Origin of the sequence: Staphylococcus sp. FSL K6-3157, assembly GCF_038005145.1 — a bacterium.
Lineage (GTDB): Bacteria > Bacillota > Bacilli > Staphylococcales > Staphylococcaceae > Staphylococcus > Staphylococcus equorum.
In genome coordinates, this window is record NZ_JBBOSM010000001.1 from 2,613,006 (window position 1) to 2,631,504 (window position 18,499).

Sequence of the window (18,499 nt, forward strand, 5' to 3'; positions counted from 1 at the left end):
TGATAAAACCAAACTTATTAAACGTAGCATTTCGTTTATATTAATCATTATAATTTGAGTAATAGAATTTTGTTGGCTTTGAGGTTTTATGTATTATAGAAAAAGAGATTAAACAACCTGAGGTTGCTTAATCTCTTTTTCTATATTTCTATAAGCCCTATTTAGATTAAGAGCTTATTTCACACATTCACACACATAAAATACAATTTCACACATATATAATATAATTTTGACGATCTACATTGACATTCACACAATGTTTGTAGATTAGAACGGTAAATCATCATCACTAATATCAATAGGTCCATTTGCGTTTGCAAACGGGTTATCTGATTGTTTATTATTCGATGAATTATTATTGCTATTGTTGTTGTTATTATTGTTATTTTGATAAGAAGAAGTATTTTGACCTGATTGTTGTCCGCCAAAGTTTTGGAAATTGTTATTTCCTTCTTGGGCATGACGTTGATTTTGATTTTTAGGTTCAAGGAATTGAACGCTATCACAAACCACTTCAGTTACAAAAATACGACGTCCTTCTTGGTTTTCGTAGCTACGTGATTGAATGCGACCGTCAACGCCAGCTAAACTACCTTTGAATAAGTAGTTATTAACATTATCTGCTTGTTTTCTAAAAACGACACAATTAATGAAATCTGCTTCGCGTTCCCCTTGCGCATTTGTAAACGTACGGTTTACTGCTAGAGTAAAAGTCGCAACACTCACGCCTGAGGGTGTTGTTCTATATTCTGGATCTTTCGTTAAACGACCGACTAAAACAACTCTATTTATCATTTAAACGAACCCCCAATTATTATTTTTTAGTCTTATCTTCGTCTGCACGAATTACGATATAACGGATGATATCATCGTTGATTTTAGCTAAACGTTGGAATTCATCAGTAGCTTCATTGTCTTCAGCTTGGATACGTACTAAGTTGTAATAACCTTCACTGAAATCATTAATTTCATAAGCTAAACGACGTTTACCCCAATCTTTAACTTCTAAAGCCTCTGATCCGTTAGAAGATAAAATACCGTTGAAACGTTCAACGACAGCTTTTTTAGCATCTTCTTCAATGTTCGGACGAACGATGTACATAACTTCATATGTTCTCATTTATAATTGCACCTCCTTGTGGTCTATGCGGCTCATCATCATTTGTGACAAGCAAGGAATAATTTTCATTACTCACAATCAAGAATTATAGCACAGCCCTTTACATTTTACAATGACCATTGCTTTAATATGCTATAAAAAATACAAGAATGTTTCATATGAAACACGGTCTAACGTCTATAAAATACTAGTTAAAAACCCTTCACAGAATACTTTATTATAACAAGTATTTATTTTATTAACATTTAATTTTAATAGAAAAAATATGTCACTAAATATATGGTTGCTAAATCAATTTAATTCTAATAGCATACCAGTTGAGTTCATTTTATTATAATCATGTATTTGTTTAGCATATATTTTTTAGAAATATCAATTACATATAAAAGGAGCAAACTATGGTTTCAGTAATCAAAAAAGGTTTAGTCACTGCAAGTGTATTATTTGCATCAACGTTAGCAATGAACGTAACACACGCCGCTGGAGATACATCAAACCAAAGAGGAACTATGGGGTATGGTTACCAACAATACATTGAAAAACACCCTGAAAAATCATTTGAACGAAGTTCTGAAAATAATTCGAACGAGACACAATCCGAAGCAGGCACAACCCAATCAGGCGAACGTATTTTAGACATTTCAGAATGGCAAGGTGACTTAACTGAACAAGAAGTTAAAGACCTTAAAGCTAATTATGATTTCATCATTATTCGTGCACAATACGGTTCTGAAAAAGTTGATGCTTCATTAGAGCATAATTCAGCTTTATTAGACGAGCAAGGCTTAGACTTTGGTGTATATTCTTATAGTATGTATGAAAATCCTGAAGATGCACGTTACGAAGCTCAAACTTTATATAATCGCGCACCTAAAGCAAGCTTTTACATCAATGACTTTGAGCAAGATACAGTCACTTCAGGCTCTTCAGAAGAAAGTACATCTGCATGGTATGATGAAATGAAAAGTTTAGCTGGTGATAAAAAAGTCCTATTCTATTCTTATGAAAATTTCATGGCAGAACATGCTTCAGAATCTGTCAGTGAATATGATGGTACCTGGGTTGCCAATTACAACCCTGACCAACCTACTCGTGAACACGTATTATGGCAATATACTGATAGTTATGCATCACCTGAATTAAACCAAAATGTAGATGCGAATTACACCGGACCAAATGTAAGCACAGATTGGTTCACATCTTAATATTTATAATAGTTTCCTTCTAATAAATTATATTATGGGCCCAGGACATAAGAACATCCTTCTTTTGTCCCGGGCCCATCTTTTGTTTTTTAAAATTAGAAATTTTTACATTAAAACGCGCTTCTTATCACCTTAATTTATTATACCCTCGGTTAAATATCTGAAATACACAAATATGACTGATAAACCCTATTTATTTATAAAAAACGCTTCCCTAAATTTTTAGGGAAGCTCATGTGAAAGCATTAGCTATGTTTGTTTACACATTAAATCTAAAGTGAACTACGTCGCCATCTTTCATAATATAATCTTTACCTTCTAAACGCTGTTTCCCAGCATCTTTGGCACCACTTTCTCCATTGAATTCAACATAATCATCGTAGCTTGTTACTTCAGCACGGATAAAACCGCGCTCAAAGTCAGTATGAATAATACCCGCACACTGTGGCGCTGTCATTCCAGAGATGAATGTCCATGCACGTACTTCTTGGACGCCTGCAGTAAAGTAAGTTGCTAAACCAAGTAAGTCGTATGTTGTACGAATTAAACGATCTAAACCAGGTTCTTCAATGCCTAGGTCTTCTAAGAACATTTCTCTATCTTCATCTTCAAGTGTTGCGATTTCTTCTTCAATTTTAGCGCTAATTACGATAACTTCTGAATCTTCTTTACTCGCATACTCACGAATTAATTTAACTTTTTCATTATCTTCATCGCCAATTTCATCTTCGCCGACATTAGCAATATATAACATTTCTTTAGAAGTTAATAACTGTGCTTGATTTACAAATTTTTGATCTTCATCATTAAATTCAAGACTACGAACAGGGTCCCCTTCTTCTAAGGCTTCCTTAATTCTTGCTAAAATACGTGCTTCGTTCACCGCATCTTTATCTTTTTGTTTCGCCATTTTTTCTGCTTTTGGCAAACGTTTTTCAACAGATTCTAAATCTGCCAATACTAATTCCATATTGATTACTTCGATATCATCAACTGGGTCTACACGTCCTGAAACGTGAGTCACATTATCATCGTCAAATGCACGTACTACTTGGCAAATTGCATCTACTTCACGAATATGTGACAAGAATTTATTACCAAGTCCTTCACCTTTAGAAGCCCCTTTAACAATCCCAGCAATATCTGTAAATTCAAATGTTGTTGGAATTGTTTTCTTCGGTTCTACCATTTCTGTTAATTTGTCTAATCTGCTGTCTGGAACCTCTACGATCCCTACGTTAGGATCGATTGTCGCGAAAGGATAATTCGCTGCCAGTGCACCTGCTTTTGTGATTGCATTGAAAAGTGTAGACTTACCTACGTTGGGCAAACCAACTATACCTGCTGTTAAAGCCATTATTCATTCTCCTTATTTTCAGTATCTTGGTGGGACACTAATATTTTTTTTAGTTTTTTATTAAAAGTTTGTCTTGGAATCATAATACTTCTTTGACAGTTTTCACATTTTATTCGGATGTCTGCACCTACACGAATGATTTTAAAACGATTCGTGCCACATGCATGCTGTTTTTTCATCTCTACAATATCATTTAAACCGTAATTTGATGTCATTCTGTCACACCTCCGAACATCTTAAGCATTATTTTGTTGATTCGCGTCATATTGCACCATCATAGGTTTCGGTATTTTAATCTCATGTTGTTTAAATACCTTCAAAATCTCTTTTCTTAAAATACGTGCACCTGAAAATCCTTCTCCTGGTATTGTTTCAGCAGAAATCCACAGCGTAATTTCATCTCTTGTAATGGAGTTAATACCAACTACTTCTGGATTTGATATAAATAAATAATATTTAGAACGCATTGTTTCAAAATGTTCCACTAATATCTCTTCTACTTTATCAATATCCTCTTCGACGGAAACTGGTATTTCTACCATTGACTCACCATTCGTTACTGAATAGTTTGTAATTTCACCCACACTACCATTAGGTAATGTGGTTAACTCACCCGTAATCGTATTAATTCGCATCGAACGTAAACCAATTGACTGTACTGTACCTTCTGCTACTGTAGTACCACTACTATTGATTTTAACATAATCTCCTACATCAAATTGATTTTCAAAAATAATGAAGAAACCTGTGATAATATCTTTAACAATTGTTTGTGCTCCGAAACCAACTGCTAAACCAACAACACCAGCACTGGCAATAATGCCTCCAACGCTTATACCAAACTTACTTAAAATTGTAGTCAATACTATAAACCATACCACATATGCTACTACATTTTGAACTAATGCTATTAAAGTTTTCGAACGTTTTTTATTCGCTTTTTTACCTTTATTTTGTATTTTAAAGAATTGCGCTATTCCTTTATTTATGAAACGTAAGACAATCCAAGCCACAACGATATAAACAAATATCATAATGATATTCGATATCAATGTTTGATAAGTTTCTGGCTTTGTTAATGGTTCAATTAATGAATAAAGGATGCTTTTGATTTGATTCAACTATACTTCCTCCTTAGTACGACACACATTATCATTCTATTATAACTAAATTTTCTTTAAAACAAATCCACCTTCCGCTCCATGATCATAACAACTTCATTCATATTAGAATTATGCCTTAATTGCTTTATGCCACGTCATAAAAAGGCTTATTACTTATATAGCTAACTTAAATATCTGCAACCTTATAATAGTTTATTAAAATTTTGCACATATTCAAAGCATTTCCGCATCTTTTATCTGAAAACCTAAAAATATTTTAGTGTCTTAGCGCAATCGACAGTTTGAATTTTGACTTTTCACTGTTACAAAAAACATTGTTACATAAGCTAATATTTTATAATAATTCATCATCTTAGTTTAGAATTCAAAATTTTGATGTTCCTTATAACTATTAAAAATTACAAAAGAAAAAGAACCATAATTAAAAATTATGATTCTCTAATACCAGTCAGTAATAATACTACAAATACGATCTATAAAACCATCACTCGTTTTCATTTGGTTATTGTACGCATTAGGTTGAAACTGATAAATATTAGTCGTTAAATTGTTTTTCAAGATTATTATAAAGTTTAAAAATCATCACACGTTCTCCTGTGCGAGAACTTAAATCTGTATGAAAACCTTTGACTTCTTCGCCAGTAATGGATAATACAATGTCATCAAGTGCTTCAATACCAGATTCCACAAGTTTTGAGCGTGTTCTTTTAATTGTTACTAATCCTTCGTTAGTTTCACAAACTTTATACTCTGCTTGTGTTAATACACCTTGTAAACTCACAATAATCATATCGCGCAATATATCTGTCTTTACAGAAAGAGAGCCACGGCCAAGGAAGTCTTTTTCCCATTGTGTAATTGCTTTGCTGATTTCAGACTCATAAGTGCCTTTGGTTGTTTTCATTTAGTATGCATCTCCTGTAGAACCAAAATGAGGTTAAGTTAGATAATTATTTGAATAAAGATAACATTATCATTTTTGCATACTTTTCTCCATAGTTCTACAATATCACCCGGGAAATCATTTATATTTTATTTAATAAATTAAGTACGATAATATATCAATATTTTTATAGACCTTCGATTACATGACATTCAAATACAACTTAATAATCCGTGGACCAGTCATGCCATTGGCCATCTTCATCAATAGTTGCTAATCTCACCCAACCGTTTTGTACTTTTTGTTGGAATGCTTTATCCGCTTCCAAGCGTTCTTTCACAAAGTTTTCGGGTGCTTGGATTACTACAAGTAAACGTATAGGTGAATGATACATTTTATCATCTGATGACATCACGGATTGCCAAGGTAAACCTGTTAACAAGTCACTCGCGTTTCCTTGCATAACACCAATGCCGGCTGTCACAGTTTGTGTTGTTTTACTACCGCTACCATAATAATGTGGCGCAACTGTAGAAGCATAGTATTGTAAGTTAATCCATTGCGCTACAACTGCAGGTCCACCAATAATATTTGCTAATATACTACCATCTTGGTCGTTTTTCCAATCATAATTATGCAAGAACGCTCTACCTTGTAAGTCACTGTGCTTTGTTAGCTCACGTTCTCCAATAATAAAGGAAGCATTTTTAGCTAAGCCCCACTCTGGTCTTATCTCGCTCCAATCATTTGATAAGCGATGTGCTTCATTAACAGGATTTTTCTTCGTTACGTTATTATTTGGCAATTGTGCTAAACGTTGTTCATTAGCATAATAACTGACGTTCGGCATTGCTGCTTCAATAGCATCATAAGCTTTTTGCGCAGCTTCTGGTAATTCTGGTAAATAAACCCATTCTAACACGTCCACAGAAGTCTGATGTTCTGCAGCTGCAAACACTGTATTCTCTGGAATTTGAATACCATTGCGTGCTAGCCCTTGTCTCACTTCTGGCAAGTTGCATAGTTGCGCCAATACTTTGCCATTAAAACCACTTGCTGCACCACCACATGCACCACAATCTAACGAGGCAGCGTATGGGTTGTTCGCACTTTGACTACCATGACCACACATAACTACTAAAGGTGAAAAATCTGTCGTCAAGTTCATTAATCGTAAGGCTTGGCGTGTATAGTTTATCTTCTCATCTTCTGTAAATCCTACCGGCAACCCATCTTCTCTACGATGATGGTGATTAAGTGTAAGTGCTGTATCTTCTGGTTTTTGTAACCAGCCTGCATAGAACTTGTGAATCACATTTCCTACACGATTTGGTATGAAACTGCGAGTAAATGTCTGTAGTGTTAACCATGGACCGCTGAGTTCCGGTAAAAGTAAACTTGGCAACACATTTTGTTTCATTTTCTTAAACGTATAAGTGACCGATTCAAGTACATGCTTACGTTGTCTGAATATAGTAGGTTCTTTTTCCTGTGTATATTCTTTGATTTTATGCTGTGGCTTATTCATTACAGGTAAAGATGGATGACTATGTTGATTTCCAAGCTCGTTTTTCGCAATTGGCAAACCAAAGAAACCTGCAATACCTATCGTTTCAAAAGGACCTGCTGATTCAATTTGTTTACGAAAAGGCTCAGAGCGCACATCTATACAAAATGCCATTTGTGCGAGCGCTGTGTCATTCTCTAACTGCTCCTGTTTTTCAGGTGCAATAATCTTTCTTAATTGCTGATTATATGTGGCTTCCCAAGCCTCTAACAACAATTTACGTCGTAATTGATCATTAAATTGAGCCGCAAACAGCACATGGTGTTGTTGTTCTTGTGTTGTTAATTTTCCCCATTGTTGTGCCGTAAAGCCACCCCATTGTAACCATGACAAAATACTATCCGCTAACGAAATAGATTGATTCTCTAATGTGTCATTTGTAGGCATGTCAGATAAATATGGCTCCATGATTACCCACTCCATGCCTAAGCGAATCGCAAGGTAATCTAATAATAACGACTCCATTTTACTATTATTTTCATGCTGCCATAACATCATGCCTGCCCAACCTGGTAATGATAATAAATGATTCTCTAAATAGCTTTGCATATCCGCCTCAACAATGCCTAGTTTTAACAATGCTGTTCTAAGTAATGATTCAGCGTCATCCGGTAAAGTTTTCAATCGAGCACGTTGGTGCTTCGTTAACGCTGGATCGTATTGGATTAAACGTCGCCATGAATAAAACAGTCCTTTTTCACGATTAGGCATTGTCCACCCTGATTGTGCATCATCGACAAATAACTTACACCATTTAATAACATGATAATCCACAGTATCGATTAATTTGTTATTATTTTCATCCATTACATATGTAGATAATAACGCCATCGAGTCTTTGGCATCGCTTAATAAATCTAAACCCTCTAACTGTTGCGCCAATATATCGACTTGCCCTTGTATATGCTGATTTGATTTTAAAGGGTGTAGTTTTAAGGCATTAAGTCCATATTTCATCGCATTTCCTCTTGGAATTGCGAGTGCCGCTTGCTCCAACCACTGTTGGAATCGTTCCTCTATTATTCGTTCGTCTATTTCGCCTTGTTTCTTAGCTTCTAATATACTCGCTATCGCAGGATAAATATCTACTTCTCGCACTTGTTTGAGCCAATGTGCAACTTCATCAAACGTTTTATCCTCTAACCCAGACCACGGACTTCTTGCCGCAAACACTGAAATGGGTGATAACGGGACAATAACCTTACTTGCAGCCTCAATTAGTGTCCGAATATCATAAACATTGCTATGCGAAGCATAATCTGTCGCTCTGTTTGATTCTCCCATTTTAGTGTCCTCCTTTTGTTAAGTATGTTTTAAGATAGTTTGGATGACGTTCTACGGTTTCAGCTTTTGCATCGCCGATACGTACAAGCCACATATATAATATTGAAAATGCAACCGATGAACGATTACGTGCAACCCATGTACTCATTAAACTACCAATTAAGAGCATTAGAGCTACAATTACAACGATAAGCATAGGTGGCTGAACGCTATTAAAAGTCATCGTATGTAAGGCACTAGCGAAGAAGTGATGAACGATAAAGTATACCGAGCCAACGACGATGAGCATCAATAATCCCATGATACGTCCGAATTTCCCTTCTCCAAATGCAACAAGTTGTGTCCATGATACAGATAATGACCAAGCTAAGATGAGCCCACTCACTAAACGGTAGCCTTCTCCAGGAGATGTAAGCCAAAAACCTAAACCAATCGCTAAAGCTAATACACGTCCTGATACAATCCATAAGTATGACATTCTCTCACTAGCACGACTTGGTACATTAAAGTGACGTACTGCTGAACCAGAACGTAAGAAGAGCGTCGCTTTAAATAAACCGTGTAAAATCAAATGGATAATCGCAGGAATATATGCACCCATTGCACACTGGATTAACATAAAGCCCATTTGCCCAATTGTTGATCCAACTAAAAGACGTTTATAATCTACATGCACTAAACTTATACCTGCACCAATCAGTACAGAAATACTCGCAAACAATAACAAGACGAACGTTGCAATATCACCATTAAATATCGGTGAGAATCTTGCCAATATAATACCACCCGCATTCACGATACCTGCATGCATAATTGCCGACACTGGTGTTGGTGCTGCGACTGATTCTATTAACCATCTTTGAAACGGAAATTGTGCAGCTGGCACCATAACCGCTAATATAATGAGCATATTAATACCAAAACTTTCCCACGCATTGATTTGAGCTAAATTCGCGTCTGTGAAAATTGCTGTATATTGCCATTCACCAGTTAGGGATGCAATCCATACTACTGCCAACAATAATGCTACCCAGCTTAACAAAAATAATTTGCCAGTTACTTTTGCAGCCGCTCTCGTCACTTTCCATGCGCTCGTTAGGCTAATTAATATCGTTAAACCAAGTAAAGTTACACCCCAACTGATAACCATAATACGCAAGTCACCAGTTAACCAAGCCATTGCAGCAAAACTAGTGGTAATGGTAAATAAAGTGAAGTACTTTCTATAACTTCGATCACCCATTAGATACTGCACACAATAACGCTGAATGATTAAGCCAATGATTAAGACGAAAAAGGCCATTAACCATGCTAGAAAATCTGAATACCAAAATCCTACCTCTATATTTTTCGGCGCGCCTATCAGCCCGATAAACGCTACAAGCGGTGGTAATGCTACTAAGAATATATGTATACGCACATACGCCAATGGTATGCGTGAATATAAAAATATTATTCCACTCAATACAGAAATAATGACCGTGATAAAAAATATAATTAACAGTATTGATACATTAAGCGATGTGAGCATATTAGATTCTCCTTTCTTTTTACATTACTTTTAGCGTTACAAGATTAAACTACTTTCATTTATAACTTGTTATGTCCAGCTATTTTCCCATTAAAAAAAGCCGACAATATACAATAAACCACGCATGATTTATTACAATTGTCGGCTTCATTACAACGCACTTTTTAACGAAGTGATTTGCTTTGCTACCTTATATGTATGAATGTTTATGAATTTTATACTCTAAAATATTACATTTAATCTTATATGACGGATGATTTTAACTTTTCAACACTATTCGTACACTTTTTCAATTTGCCAATAATATTATTAACAACTTGCTAAAGCTTTAACCTCGTGAAAAAGCAGTATTCAACGACTATATTTATTTTTATTTAATATTATAAACATATACTTATTATTCGTTATTGTCAAGAAACACAAATTTTATTCAAACCCTATGCCCTAATACAAAAGCACAAAAATATCACAGCTAGTTTTCACAGAAGCATGCTAAAATTAAGTAACAAATGTTGGGAGGCGTAGATTTGGAAAATAAGTTAGATTATAACTCTTATGGTTTTAGATTTAAAGGAGATTATCAAAATAAAGTTGTAGGATTAAATGCAATGGGCTTTGACCTTCAACAAAGTCAAGAATATAAATGGCATGGTTTAAATCGTGGAGAAAAAGATGTATATATCTTTCAGTATACGACAAATGGCCATGGTGTGATTCAAATAGAAGATAAAACTTTTAATTTAGAAAAAGGAGAAGCTTTTTTTGTCAAAGTTCCAAGTAATCATTGCTATTATCTACCTCATAATTCAAATGATTGGGAGTTTCTCTATTTCACAGTTTATGGCGATGAAGCCAGTAGATTATTTAATATGATTGTAAATAAATACGGGAATATATTCAAATTACCTCTACACTCAAAACCTATTAAGCATATTATAGAATCTTTAGAAAAAGTTGATACTGTCGGAATTAACCATGGTTACGATGCTTCTTCTTGCGCCTATACCTTCATTATGAAGTGCTTAGAATATTTTGAATATGGCTATCAACAATCTGATGATTTTCCTTTGTCTATTGCTAAAGCTATTAATTTCATTGAAAAATATTATCAAGAAGACATAAGTCTAGATGATATTGTTAAAGTTTCTAATTTATCTAAATATCATTTTACACGTCAATTTAAAAAGTCTGTTAAAGAAACTCCTATTAACTATTTAACAAAAATCAGAATAAACAAATCACTTATTTTATTAACCGCAGATGATAAAAATATTGAATGTATTGCTCAAGAAGTAGGCTACACTTCAAGTAATTATTTTAGTAAAGTATTCAAAAAGTTCCTCGGGACAACTCCTAATAATTATAGAAAAAACATAAATATAATGCCTGTAGATAAAATTTTCACGGACTGATACAGAGCAATATATTACTCTTTTTAAAAATATTTACACTTGTTTATCATCTAGTTAATGACTAACCTAAAAGTAAGCTATAGCGATTCAAGTATTTTATTTCCAAAGAATAAACTCAGTTGATTATTATTGATTTTCCAACTGATAGGAGGCGTAAATATTGAAAAAGATTACATTTTTAGGGGCAGGAAGCACTGTTTTTGCAAAGAATGTGCTAGGAGATTGTATGACTGTGGACGCTTTGCAAGATTTTGAATTTGCATTATTTGATATAGATGAAGAACGCCTAAAAGATTCAGAAATGATGTTGAATAACTTAAAAAAGAACATGAATTCTACCGTAACGATTAAAGCATATCAAAATCGCAAAGTAGCATTAAGCAAAGCAAAATATGTCATAAATGCAATACAAGTCGGCGGCTATGATCCAGCTACAATCACTGATTTTGAAGTGCCGAAAAATTATGGATTACGACAAACAATTGCTGATACACTTGGCATTGGTGGTATTTTTCGTAATTTGAGAACCATTCCTGTAATGCAAGATTTTGCCAACGATATAAAAGAAGTTTGTCCTGACGCTTGGTTTTTAAATTATACAAATCCCATGGCTGTCTTAACAAACATTATGTTGAAAGAAGGCATCAAGACAGTTGGCCTATGCCATAGCGTGCAAGTGTGTGCTAGTGAGTTACTTGAGTCTTTGGAGTTACCAAAAGATAACATACAATGGAAGATTGCCGGAATCAATCATATGGCTTGGCTATTAGAAATAAAACACAATGGCAAAGATCTTTATCCAGAAATTAAAAAGAGAGCTAAAGAAAAACAAAAAACAACTCATGACGACATGATTCGATTTGAATTACTAGATAAATTTGATTATTACGTCACAGAATCATCTGAACATAATGCTGAATACCACCCGTACTTTATTAAAAGTCAGTATCCAGAATTAATAGATAATTATAATATTCCATTAGATGAATATCCAAGACGTTGCGTTAAACAAATAGACGATTGGAAACAAATGCGTGATGATATCGTTAATGACCAAAACCTTTCACACGAACGCTCTCATGAATACGGTTCTTATATTATTGAAGCTATGGAAACAAATAAACCATTTAAAATTAGTGGCAACGTTTTAAATACAGGTAACTTAATCAATAATTTACCTGATAACGCAGTTGTTGAAGTTCCATGTTTAGTTGATGCAAATGGTGTTTCACCTACTTATATTGGGAATTTACCAGAACAACTTGCTGCCCTCAATAGAACAAATATAAACACACAATTATTAACAATTGAAGCAGCTTTAACTAAAAGTAAAAATAAAATTTATCAAGCTGCTATGTTAGATCCACATACCGCATCTGAGTTATCTATTAAAGATATTATTTCCTTATGTGATGATTTAATTGAAGCACATGGCAATTGGTTACCAGAATATAATTAAATGAAAAACCAGGCTTTCACTATTTACATTAGAAAAGTCTGGTTTTTCTAAAATTATTAGATTGATTACAAATTTAATTAAATACTGTAAATGATTACACATAGACACGTATAGCTTAACACTTTATTTTTACTGACATATTAACTATGTGTATTTTGTTAAATCCACTATTTAAAGCGCTTTCACAAAAAGTCTGATTCTATAAAGAGGTGATATATTTGGATAAACAATTAACTCGTAAAGAGAAATATTCATTTGGCATTGGGGCATTTGGTAAAGATTTGGTTGTTAACTTAATAGGCATATATCTTATGTATTATCTTACTGACATTTTAGGTGTTGCGGCCGGTTTTGTTGGGTCACTATATTTTGTTGCTCGTATTTGGGATGCAATTAACGATCCAGTTATGGGAATGATTGTGGATAAAACTAAAACTAAATGGGGGAAATTCAGACCCTGGTTAGTCATTGGCACATTTATAAATTCTATTGTAACGATTATTTTATTTACTAATTTTGATTTAACAGGAACAAGTTTATATATATTTATTTCAATTATGTATATTCTTTGGGGCATGACTTATACAATGATGGATGTGCCTTATTGGTCATGGTTACCTAATCTAACCAATAACCCTACCGAACGTGAAGAAGTATCTGTCATTCCTCGAATTTTTGCGAGTTTAGCAAACTTAATTCTTGGAGCTATAGGTTTAAGTACTGTAATATACTTAGATAAAATTTTCGGCAATGGAGATCAATCTACTGGTTTCTTAATTTTAACGGTAATTATCATTCTTTTTTTCATAACTACAATGGGCATTACCGTACGTAATGTGAAGGAGGCTCCCACAAATATTGATACTGGTATTACACTACGCTTTAAAGATATTTGGAGAATATTATTTACCAATAAAGAATTACTAGCCTATATTGGTATACTGATTACATTTTTCTTATGTACTCAAATCATTGGTAATGTACTCATTTATTATTTTAGTTATGTGGCAGAATCAAAATTCTTATTTGCCCTATATAACGGTATGGGATTTGTAGAAATTATAGCATTAATTTTTTTCCCTAGAGTTGCCAAATTACTTACAAGAGAACGTATATTTCCGATTGCTACATGTAGCGTGATTATAGGACTACTTATTTTATTACTCGCGAGTTATGTTTCACCAAGTGCTATATTACCAGTAGTTATAGGTACTATTTTTATAAAAATTGGCACTGGATTTATCATGGGAATTATAACCGTTTCTATTGCTGACGTAATAGATTATAGTGAAATGAAATTTGGTCAGAGAAACGAAAGTGTCATTACTTCTACTCAAACATTTTTAATGAAAACAGCTATGGCAGTTTCTGGTCTAATCACTGGTTGGAGTTTAACTCTTTTAGGTTACCAACCTGGTGTAGAACAAAGTGAATTCACCAAAAATGGTTTGCGTTTTATCATGACTATCCTTCCTATTATTTGTATAATCGCGAGTTACCTTATTTACAAATGGAGTTATAGTTTAAAAGGTACATACATTAAAGATGTAGTAACTGTGCTAAATCAAAGAAAAAGTAAAAAAGGTTAATACAAAACAGCAAGCGATAGCATTTAATGTTAACGCTTGTTGTTTTAATGTTGAAACTCCTATTCCCACTCTTTTTATCCATCCACTCACTATAATTACAAATATTACGCCTTTTGTGTTTTTGTTATACTTTTGATTCTGTAGAGAATAATTGCTTGTCTTTCGGTTTATTTTCTAAATAAACAATTTTACCATCATCATCTAATTGTGCAATATCAATGCCTTCTTGAGTATAAACTCCATTTTCAAATCGATTACCACAAATCACCCACTGAGTTTCAAAAGTACCATCATTATTTTTAATCCAACTATTGTGCATATGCTTCAAATCTTTATTTGTTTTATAAACACTTTTAACAAATTGTTTCCATTCATCTTTTCCAGTAAAAGACTTTCCATTCAATACAAATACAATGTTTTCACTAAATAAATCATTTAATTTTTCAAAACTTTCATCACTATATCTAGATTCATCAAACAATGTAAAATAATCATCTAATATTTTCATTTTTTCACTCTTTTCTATGAATTAATTATAATCTATATTAAGAAAATCAACACTGTTTTCTATATTTGTTTAACTTTTTAAAATTACAAGTAAAGTAAAAAACCTCTACCATTTTCGAAAATCCGTGAATATAAATAAAAAGTTGTTGTCTATTCTCTAGTCTTTTCAGGTTTATGATTAAATTTTGGTCCTTTACCCATGATATAGAATTGTCCTCCAGTGGGGTAGTGAACATACGTAATTCATCAGGTGCATCGTCAATAATCCAATGTCCATTGCTAAAAATACACTTGTTACCCCAATCACCAACGATTTCTCTCATAAAAAAGACTCCTTTTTGAACAAGGAGTCCTTTAATCGTTTCAAAATCATATTTCAGCTTAATAACGGTTGCTATAAGCATGTTGAAAAATTAGACCTTTACGTATTGTTAATAAAAATCTATAGTTGATTCCCATTGTGTATTTTCCTCTTTTAATTGGTAGGTGTCATTTTGATTATCTCTTGGAAATAACACCTTAATTAAAGTGATAGTCATTATGATAAAAAATATTTTTTCCGTACGTCTCATTTAATTAACACTCTTACTATTATTTTCTACTACTTTTATTAATTCTTTATATAAAACATCTTTATGGGAAGTAGTATCAAAACTAACATAAAAATCCTCATATATTTCTTCTTGCTTTTGTGTTAATTGAAAATCATTTTTTATTTCTTCTTTTATAAAGTTTATTAATTGATAGCTTTCAGTATTTAAATTGCCAAATTTTGAGACATCAAAATCTAACTTATTATAGATGTGATTCCCACTTAAGAAATATTTGTAGTCTGGGAAGTAAAATTCAATACGAGTTCTACTTTTGATAAAGTCAAACATATACGAAGAGAAATCAGTGACAAATAATTTATATTCGCTAATATTAAATTCATCTGTTGAATCTAATACATTTATGTTTGATTTTTCAGTTTGAAATAATGAAGACTCATTTGCAAAAATTGGATGCATTTTAATATCAAGTTCGTAGTTATTTTGTTGTAATATATTATTAAGTTCATCAGAGTTTATTAATTTATGAATTCCTGTGAAAAAGTTAGACTGCTCAAGTGTATCTTTATCGATTACTTTAATTTGTCGATTTTCTTCTTTAGTTAGTGCTTTTCTCCAAGATGGAGCTATAAGGATTTTATTGCATTTTTTTGATACCGTTATGTCATCTAATCTAGGCATTCCTGTAACTAATAAATCATCTTCATTATAGCCATAATTATGAAGTAAGTTGTTTTTTTCATATTCACTTGAGATAACGAATTTGTCAAAACTGGTTACATGTTTACCATATAACCAAGGAGTATGAGCATTTAGTACACCATGTTGCAGATACACAATTTGAAATTTAAATTCTGCAAAGAACAGATCATAAGCTCGGAATGATAATGGTGAAAATTCTGTGTGTTCTTTAAATGAAGTGAGTATGAGTTCTGCATAATAAAATAGCATTTTATGTTTCAAACTTCCATAAACGACAACATTCTCTTTTGGAAAGCCCTCTTTTTTCAAGTCATCTTCTCTAACAACGTAGTAACGTTCTATCCCATCATTTTTATTGACGTCATGCATAAATTGACGATAACCATTATCAAGAACCCCTATTCGATCATTGTATAGCCATATTCTTTTGCGTTTCAAATAAGGTTCAAAAAACTTTTTGAATTGTTGAAATCTCTTTAAACCATTTTGGTTTTTTAATTTCATTTTTAAATTATGGTTTTTTAATATACGATGTTCAATTTGTGCAGACTTTTTCTTAATATGGATTTTGAACGGATTATCAGTGTAAGATATAATTTTATCTTTAGTAACAATATCTTTTGAATTTAGTGTAGTTTTAAAAATTACATTTCTAGTAAACCAATGATTCGTCAGTAATTTTTTACCATCAATATTAACAACAAACTCATAATTATTCACTTCATCTACAGGAATAGAAAAACTAAAATCATAAAACTGAGCAACAGACATACGTGTTTTATAATAGTTAGCTGATGAATTATAGATAGGAATGATTTTTTCATGGTTGTGTTTATCTTTCAACACTAAAGAAACTGTATTAACCATATCTAATAAAGGCGCTTTAATATAGCCGCTAAGCTTAAGCTCTTGCCCAATAATTTTAATCTTATTAAAGACAAGTAACGCTTTGTTTAACATCGCAATTTGTTGGTTTTCAGCGACAAAATTTAAAGAGGTTAAGTTTTGATTATATTTAATGTTTCCTTTGAACGTTTTAATAAAATATAACTTGTGATAATAGTCCATCAATGGCTTGGCCAATATGGTATCGACTGATATATATCCGAATATTTTTTTCATTCTTTCAAACCATTTTTGGTATGCTTCAGAATCTAAATGATTTGGGAACAGCGTGGACTGTTTGAATCGCCAATTTAGTTCGTATAAAATAATCCCTTGTACATAAACAGGAACTTCACTAGAGATATTTAGAGCTGTTTCAATTAAATTTTCAAATAAAATTAATAAATCATCTTGTATATCAACAGGATTTTTATTTTTATCAACCGCAGAATTATGGCCTATATTGTAAAAATAACCGCCTTCCTTTATATGTATAACTTTTCGGTTTTTCAGTATGTAATTCGTGTTAAATAAAGCATCTTCACCGTAAACTAATCGCTCGTTAAATTGCGTATAATCATCGTTTTTAATAACCACATTCATTGTACATTGGTTTAAAAAGGGATATTCACTAATGTCATAGACATTTACATCTCCTTTTTTTGTGAAGGCTTTGTTTCTTACATGAGCATTTATTTTATCCCCATTTTTTTGGTGAAGTGGGTAAACTAAAATGTCTGCCTCTTTTTCATACTTTTCAAAACCAAAAAAGACTGATTTCAAAGTGTCCTCTCCTATGAAATCATCTGCGTCTAAAAATAATATATATTTCCCTTTTGCTAAGCTAATCCCTCTATTTCTAGTATATGAAACCCCACTATTTTGATGACTATAGTAAGAGATAAAATCATACTTAGAGGCTACTTCCTCCAAAAAATTACTGCTTCCATCTGTTGAACCGTCATCTAATAATATTATTTCAAATTCAACATTGTGCGTGTTTTGGTTTAAGACAGAGTTAATTGTATCTTCTATAAAATGTTCCGCATTAAATATAGGTATAAGAATACTTATATCATATTCATATTTCTTAGAATAATTCACTAATTTTACATCTCCCTTTCACTAATTATATATTTCCTTTAGTTTTTATCATAAATATATTAGATTTACATAATAATTTCTTTTAATATTTTTATAGGTAACTAAAAGTTTATTGTAATCGGTGAATTATATATATCTTTTAATAAAAACTCTTTAATAATTATTATAGCATCTTTAAATATCTTTTCATATTTCTTATAAAGACATTTCCAATCTTTT

14 protein-coding genes are annotated in these 18,499 nt (G+C 32.5%); 4 read left to right on the forward strand and 10 right to left on the reverse strand.

Features of this window, described 5'->3' with window-relative positions; genetic code table 11:
- Positions 1-267: 267 nt before the first annotated feature.
- Both ssb and rpsF read right to left on the reverse strand, forming a co-directional pair.
- A complete protein-coding gene (gene ssb, locus MHB47_RS12630; RefSeq protein WP_340757038.1) occupies positions 268-795 on the reverse strand; it encodes a single-stranded DNA-binding protein in 528 nt (175 codons plus the stop codon).
- Positions 796-814: 19 nt separating this feature from the next.
- Entirely contained in the window at positions 815-1,120 is a 306-nt protein-coding gene (gene rpsF, locus MHB47_RS12635) for a 30S ribosomal protein S6 (RefSeq protein ID WP_002511967.1), read from the reverse strand.
- A gap of 398 nt (positions 1,121-1,518) precedes the next feature.
- Here rpsF and MHB47_RS12640 point away from each other — a divergent pair, with 398 nt between their 5' ends.
- The gene (locus MHB47_RS12640) at positions 1,519-2,325 is read left to right on the forward strand and encodes a GH25 family lysozyme (RefSeq protein WP_340757040.1); all 807 of its coding nucleotides are present in this window, start codon (positions 1,519-1,521) and stop codon (positions 2,323-2,325) included.
- Between the two features lie 259 nt (positions 2,326-2,584).
- Here the strand turns inward: MHB47_RS12640 and ychF are convergent, their stop codons facing one another.
- The 6 genes from ychF to MHB47_RS12670 form a co-directional block, all read right to left on the reverse strand.
- Positions 2,585-3,682, reverse strand: coding sequence for a redox-regulated ATPase YchF (gene ychF / locus MHB47_RS12645; protein ID WP_277580462.1), 1,098 nt, complete (start codon positions 3,680-3,682; stop codon positions 2,585-2,587).
- Positions 3,682-3,897 carry a DUF951 domain-containing protein gene (locus tag MHB47_RS12650; RefSeq protein ID WP_046836920.1) on the reverse strand — a complete coding sequence of 72 codons (216 nt, stop codon included), beginning with the start codon at positions 3,895-3,897 and terminating at the stop codon, positions 3,682-3,684. The genes ychF and MHB47_RS12650 overlap by 1 nt, the downstream gene beginning before the upstream one ends.
- Positions 3,898-3,918: 21 nt before the next feature.
- On the reverse strand, positions 3,919-4,803 hold the full coding sequence (locus MHB47_RS12655) for a mechanosensitive ion channel family protein (protein WP_340757045.1): 885 nt from the start codon (positions 4,801-4,803) through the stop codon (positions 3,919-3,921).
- 538 nt (positions 4,804-5,341) lie between these two features.
- Entirely contained in the window at positions 5,342-5,710 is a 369-nt protein-coding gene (locus tag MHB47_RS12660; protein ID WP_277580460.1) for a DUF2294 domain-containing protein, read from the reverse strand.
- A gap of 202 nt (positions 5,711-5,912) precedes the next feature.
- Positions 5,913-8,540, reverse strand: coding sequence for a DUF2309 domain-containing protein (locus MHB47_RS12665; RefSeq protein WP_340757046.1), 2,628 nt, complete (start codon positions 8,538-8,540; stop codon positions 5,913-5,915).
- A 1-nt stretch (position 8,541) separates the two neighbouring features.
- Positions 8,542-10,071, reverse strand: a complete 1,530-nt coding sequence (locus MHB47_RS12670) for an NADH dehydrogenase subunit 5 (RefSeq protein ID WP_340757047.1) — start codon at positions 10,069-10,071, stop codon at positions 8,542-8,544.
- A gap of 527 nt (positions 10,072-10,598) precedes the next feature.
- Here MHB47_RS12670 and MHB47_RS12675 point away from each other — a divergent pair.
- The 3 genes from MHB47_RS12675 to melB all read left to right on the forward strand — a co-directional run bounded on the left by MHB47_RS12675 (position 10,599) and on the right by melB (position 14,531).
- Complete coding sequence (locus tag MHB47_RS12675; RefSeq protein ID WP_340757048.1) at positions 10,599-11,483, forward strand: AraC family transcriptional regulator; 885 nt, start codon at positions 10,599-10,601, stop codon at positions 11,481-11,483.
- 160 nt (positions 11,484-11,643) lie between these two features.
- Positions 11,644-12,942, forward strand: a complete 1,299-nt coding sequence (locus tag MHB47_RS12680) for an alpha-glucosidase/alpha-galactosidase (protein WP_340757049.1) — start codon at positions 11,644-11,646, stop codon at positions 12,940-12,942.
- A 218-nt stretch (positions 12,943-13,160) separates the two neighbouring features.
- The gene (gene melB / locus MHB47_RS12685) at positions 13,161-14,531 is read left to right on the forward strand and encodes a melibiose:sodium transporter MelB (protein WP_340757050.1); all 1,371 of its coding nucleotides are present in this window, start codon (positions 13,161-13,163) and stop codon (positions 14,529-14,531) included.
- 124 nt (positions 14,532-14,655) lie between these two features.
- Here the strand turns inward: melB and MHB47_RS12690 are convergent, their stop codons facing one another.
- Together MHB47_RS12690 and MHB47_RS12695 are read right to left on the reverse strand one after the other, a co-directional pair.
- On the reverse strand, positions 14,656-15,039 hold the full coding sequence (locus tag MHB47_RS12690; RefSeq protein WP_340757051.1) for a nuclear transport factor 2 family protein: 384 nt from the start codon (positions 15,037-15,039) through the stop codon (positions 14,656-14,658).
- Positions 15,040-15,610: 571 nt separating this feature from the next.
- Positions 15,611-18,280 carry a bifunctional glycosyltransferase/CDP-glycerol:glycerophosphate glycerophosphotransferase gene (locus tag MHB47_RS12695; protein WP_340757052.1) on the reverse strand — a complete coding sequence of 890 codons (2,670 nt, stop codon included), beginning with the start codon at positions 18,278-18,280 and terminating at the stop codon, positions 15,611-15,613.
- Between the last annotated feature and the right edge of the window lie 219 nt (positions 18,281-18,499).

Excerpts from the sequence above, each read along its gene's own strand:
- ssb (WP_340757038.1), bottom strand. The coding sequence starts at position 795 with ATGATAAATAGAGTTGTTTTAGTCGGTCGTTTAACGAAAGATCCAGAA.
- ychF (WP_277580462.1), bottom strand. The coding sequence starts at position 3,682 with ATGGCTTTAACAGCAGGTATAGTTGGTTTGCCCAACGTAGGTAAGTCT.
- MHB47_RS12665 (WP_340757046.1), bottom strand. The coding sequence starts at position 8,540 with ATGGGAGAATCAAACAGAGCGACAGATTATGCTTCGCATAGCAATGTT.
- rpsF (WP_002511967.1), bottom strand. The coding sequence starts at position 1,120 with ATGAGAACATATGAAGTTATGTACATCGTTCGTCCGAACATTGAAGAA.
- MHB47_RS12640 (WP_340757040.1), top strand. The coding sequence starts at position 1,519 with ATGGTTTCAGTAATCAAAAAAGGTTTAGTCACTGCAAGTGTATTATTT.
- MHB47_RS12690 (WP_340757051.1), bottom strand. The coding sequence starts at position 15,039 with ATGAAAATATTAGATGATTATTTTACATTGTTTGATGAATCTAGATAT.
- MHB47_RS12650 (WP_046836920.1), bottom strand. The coding sequence starts at position 3,897 with ATGACATCAAATTACGGTTTAAATGATATTGTAGAGATGAAAAAACAG.
- MHB47_RS12660 (WP_277580460.1), bottom strand. The coding sequence starts at position 5,710 with ATGAAAACAACCAAAGGCACTTATGAGTCTGAAATCAGCAAAGCAATT.
- MHB47_RS12670 (WP_340757047.1), bottom strand. The coding sequence starts at position 10,071 with ATGCTCACATCGCTTAATGTATCAATACTGTTAATTATATTTTTTATC.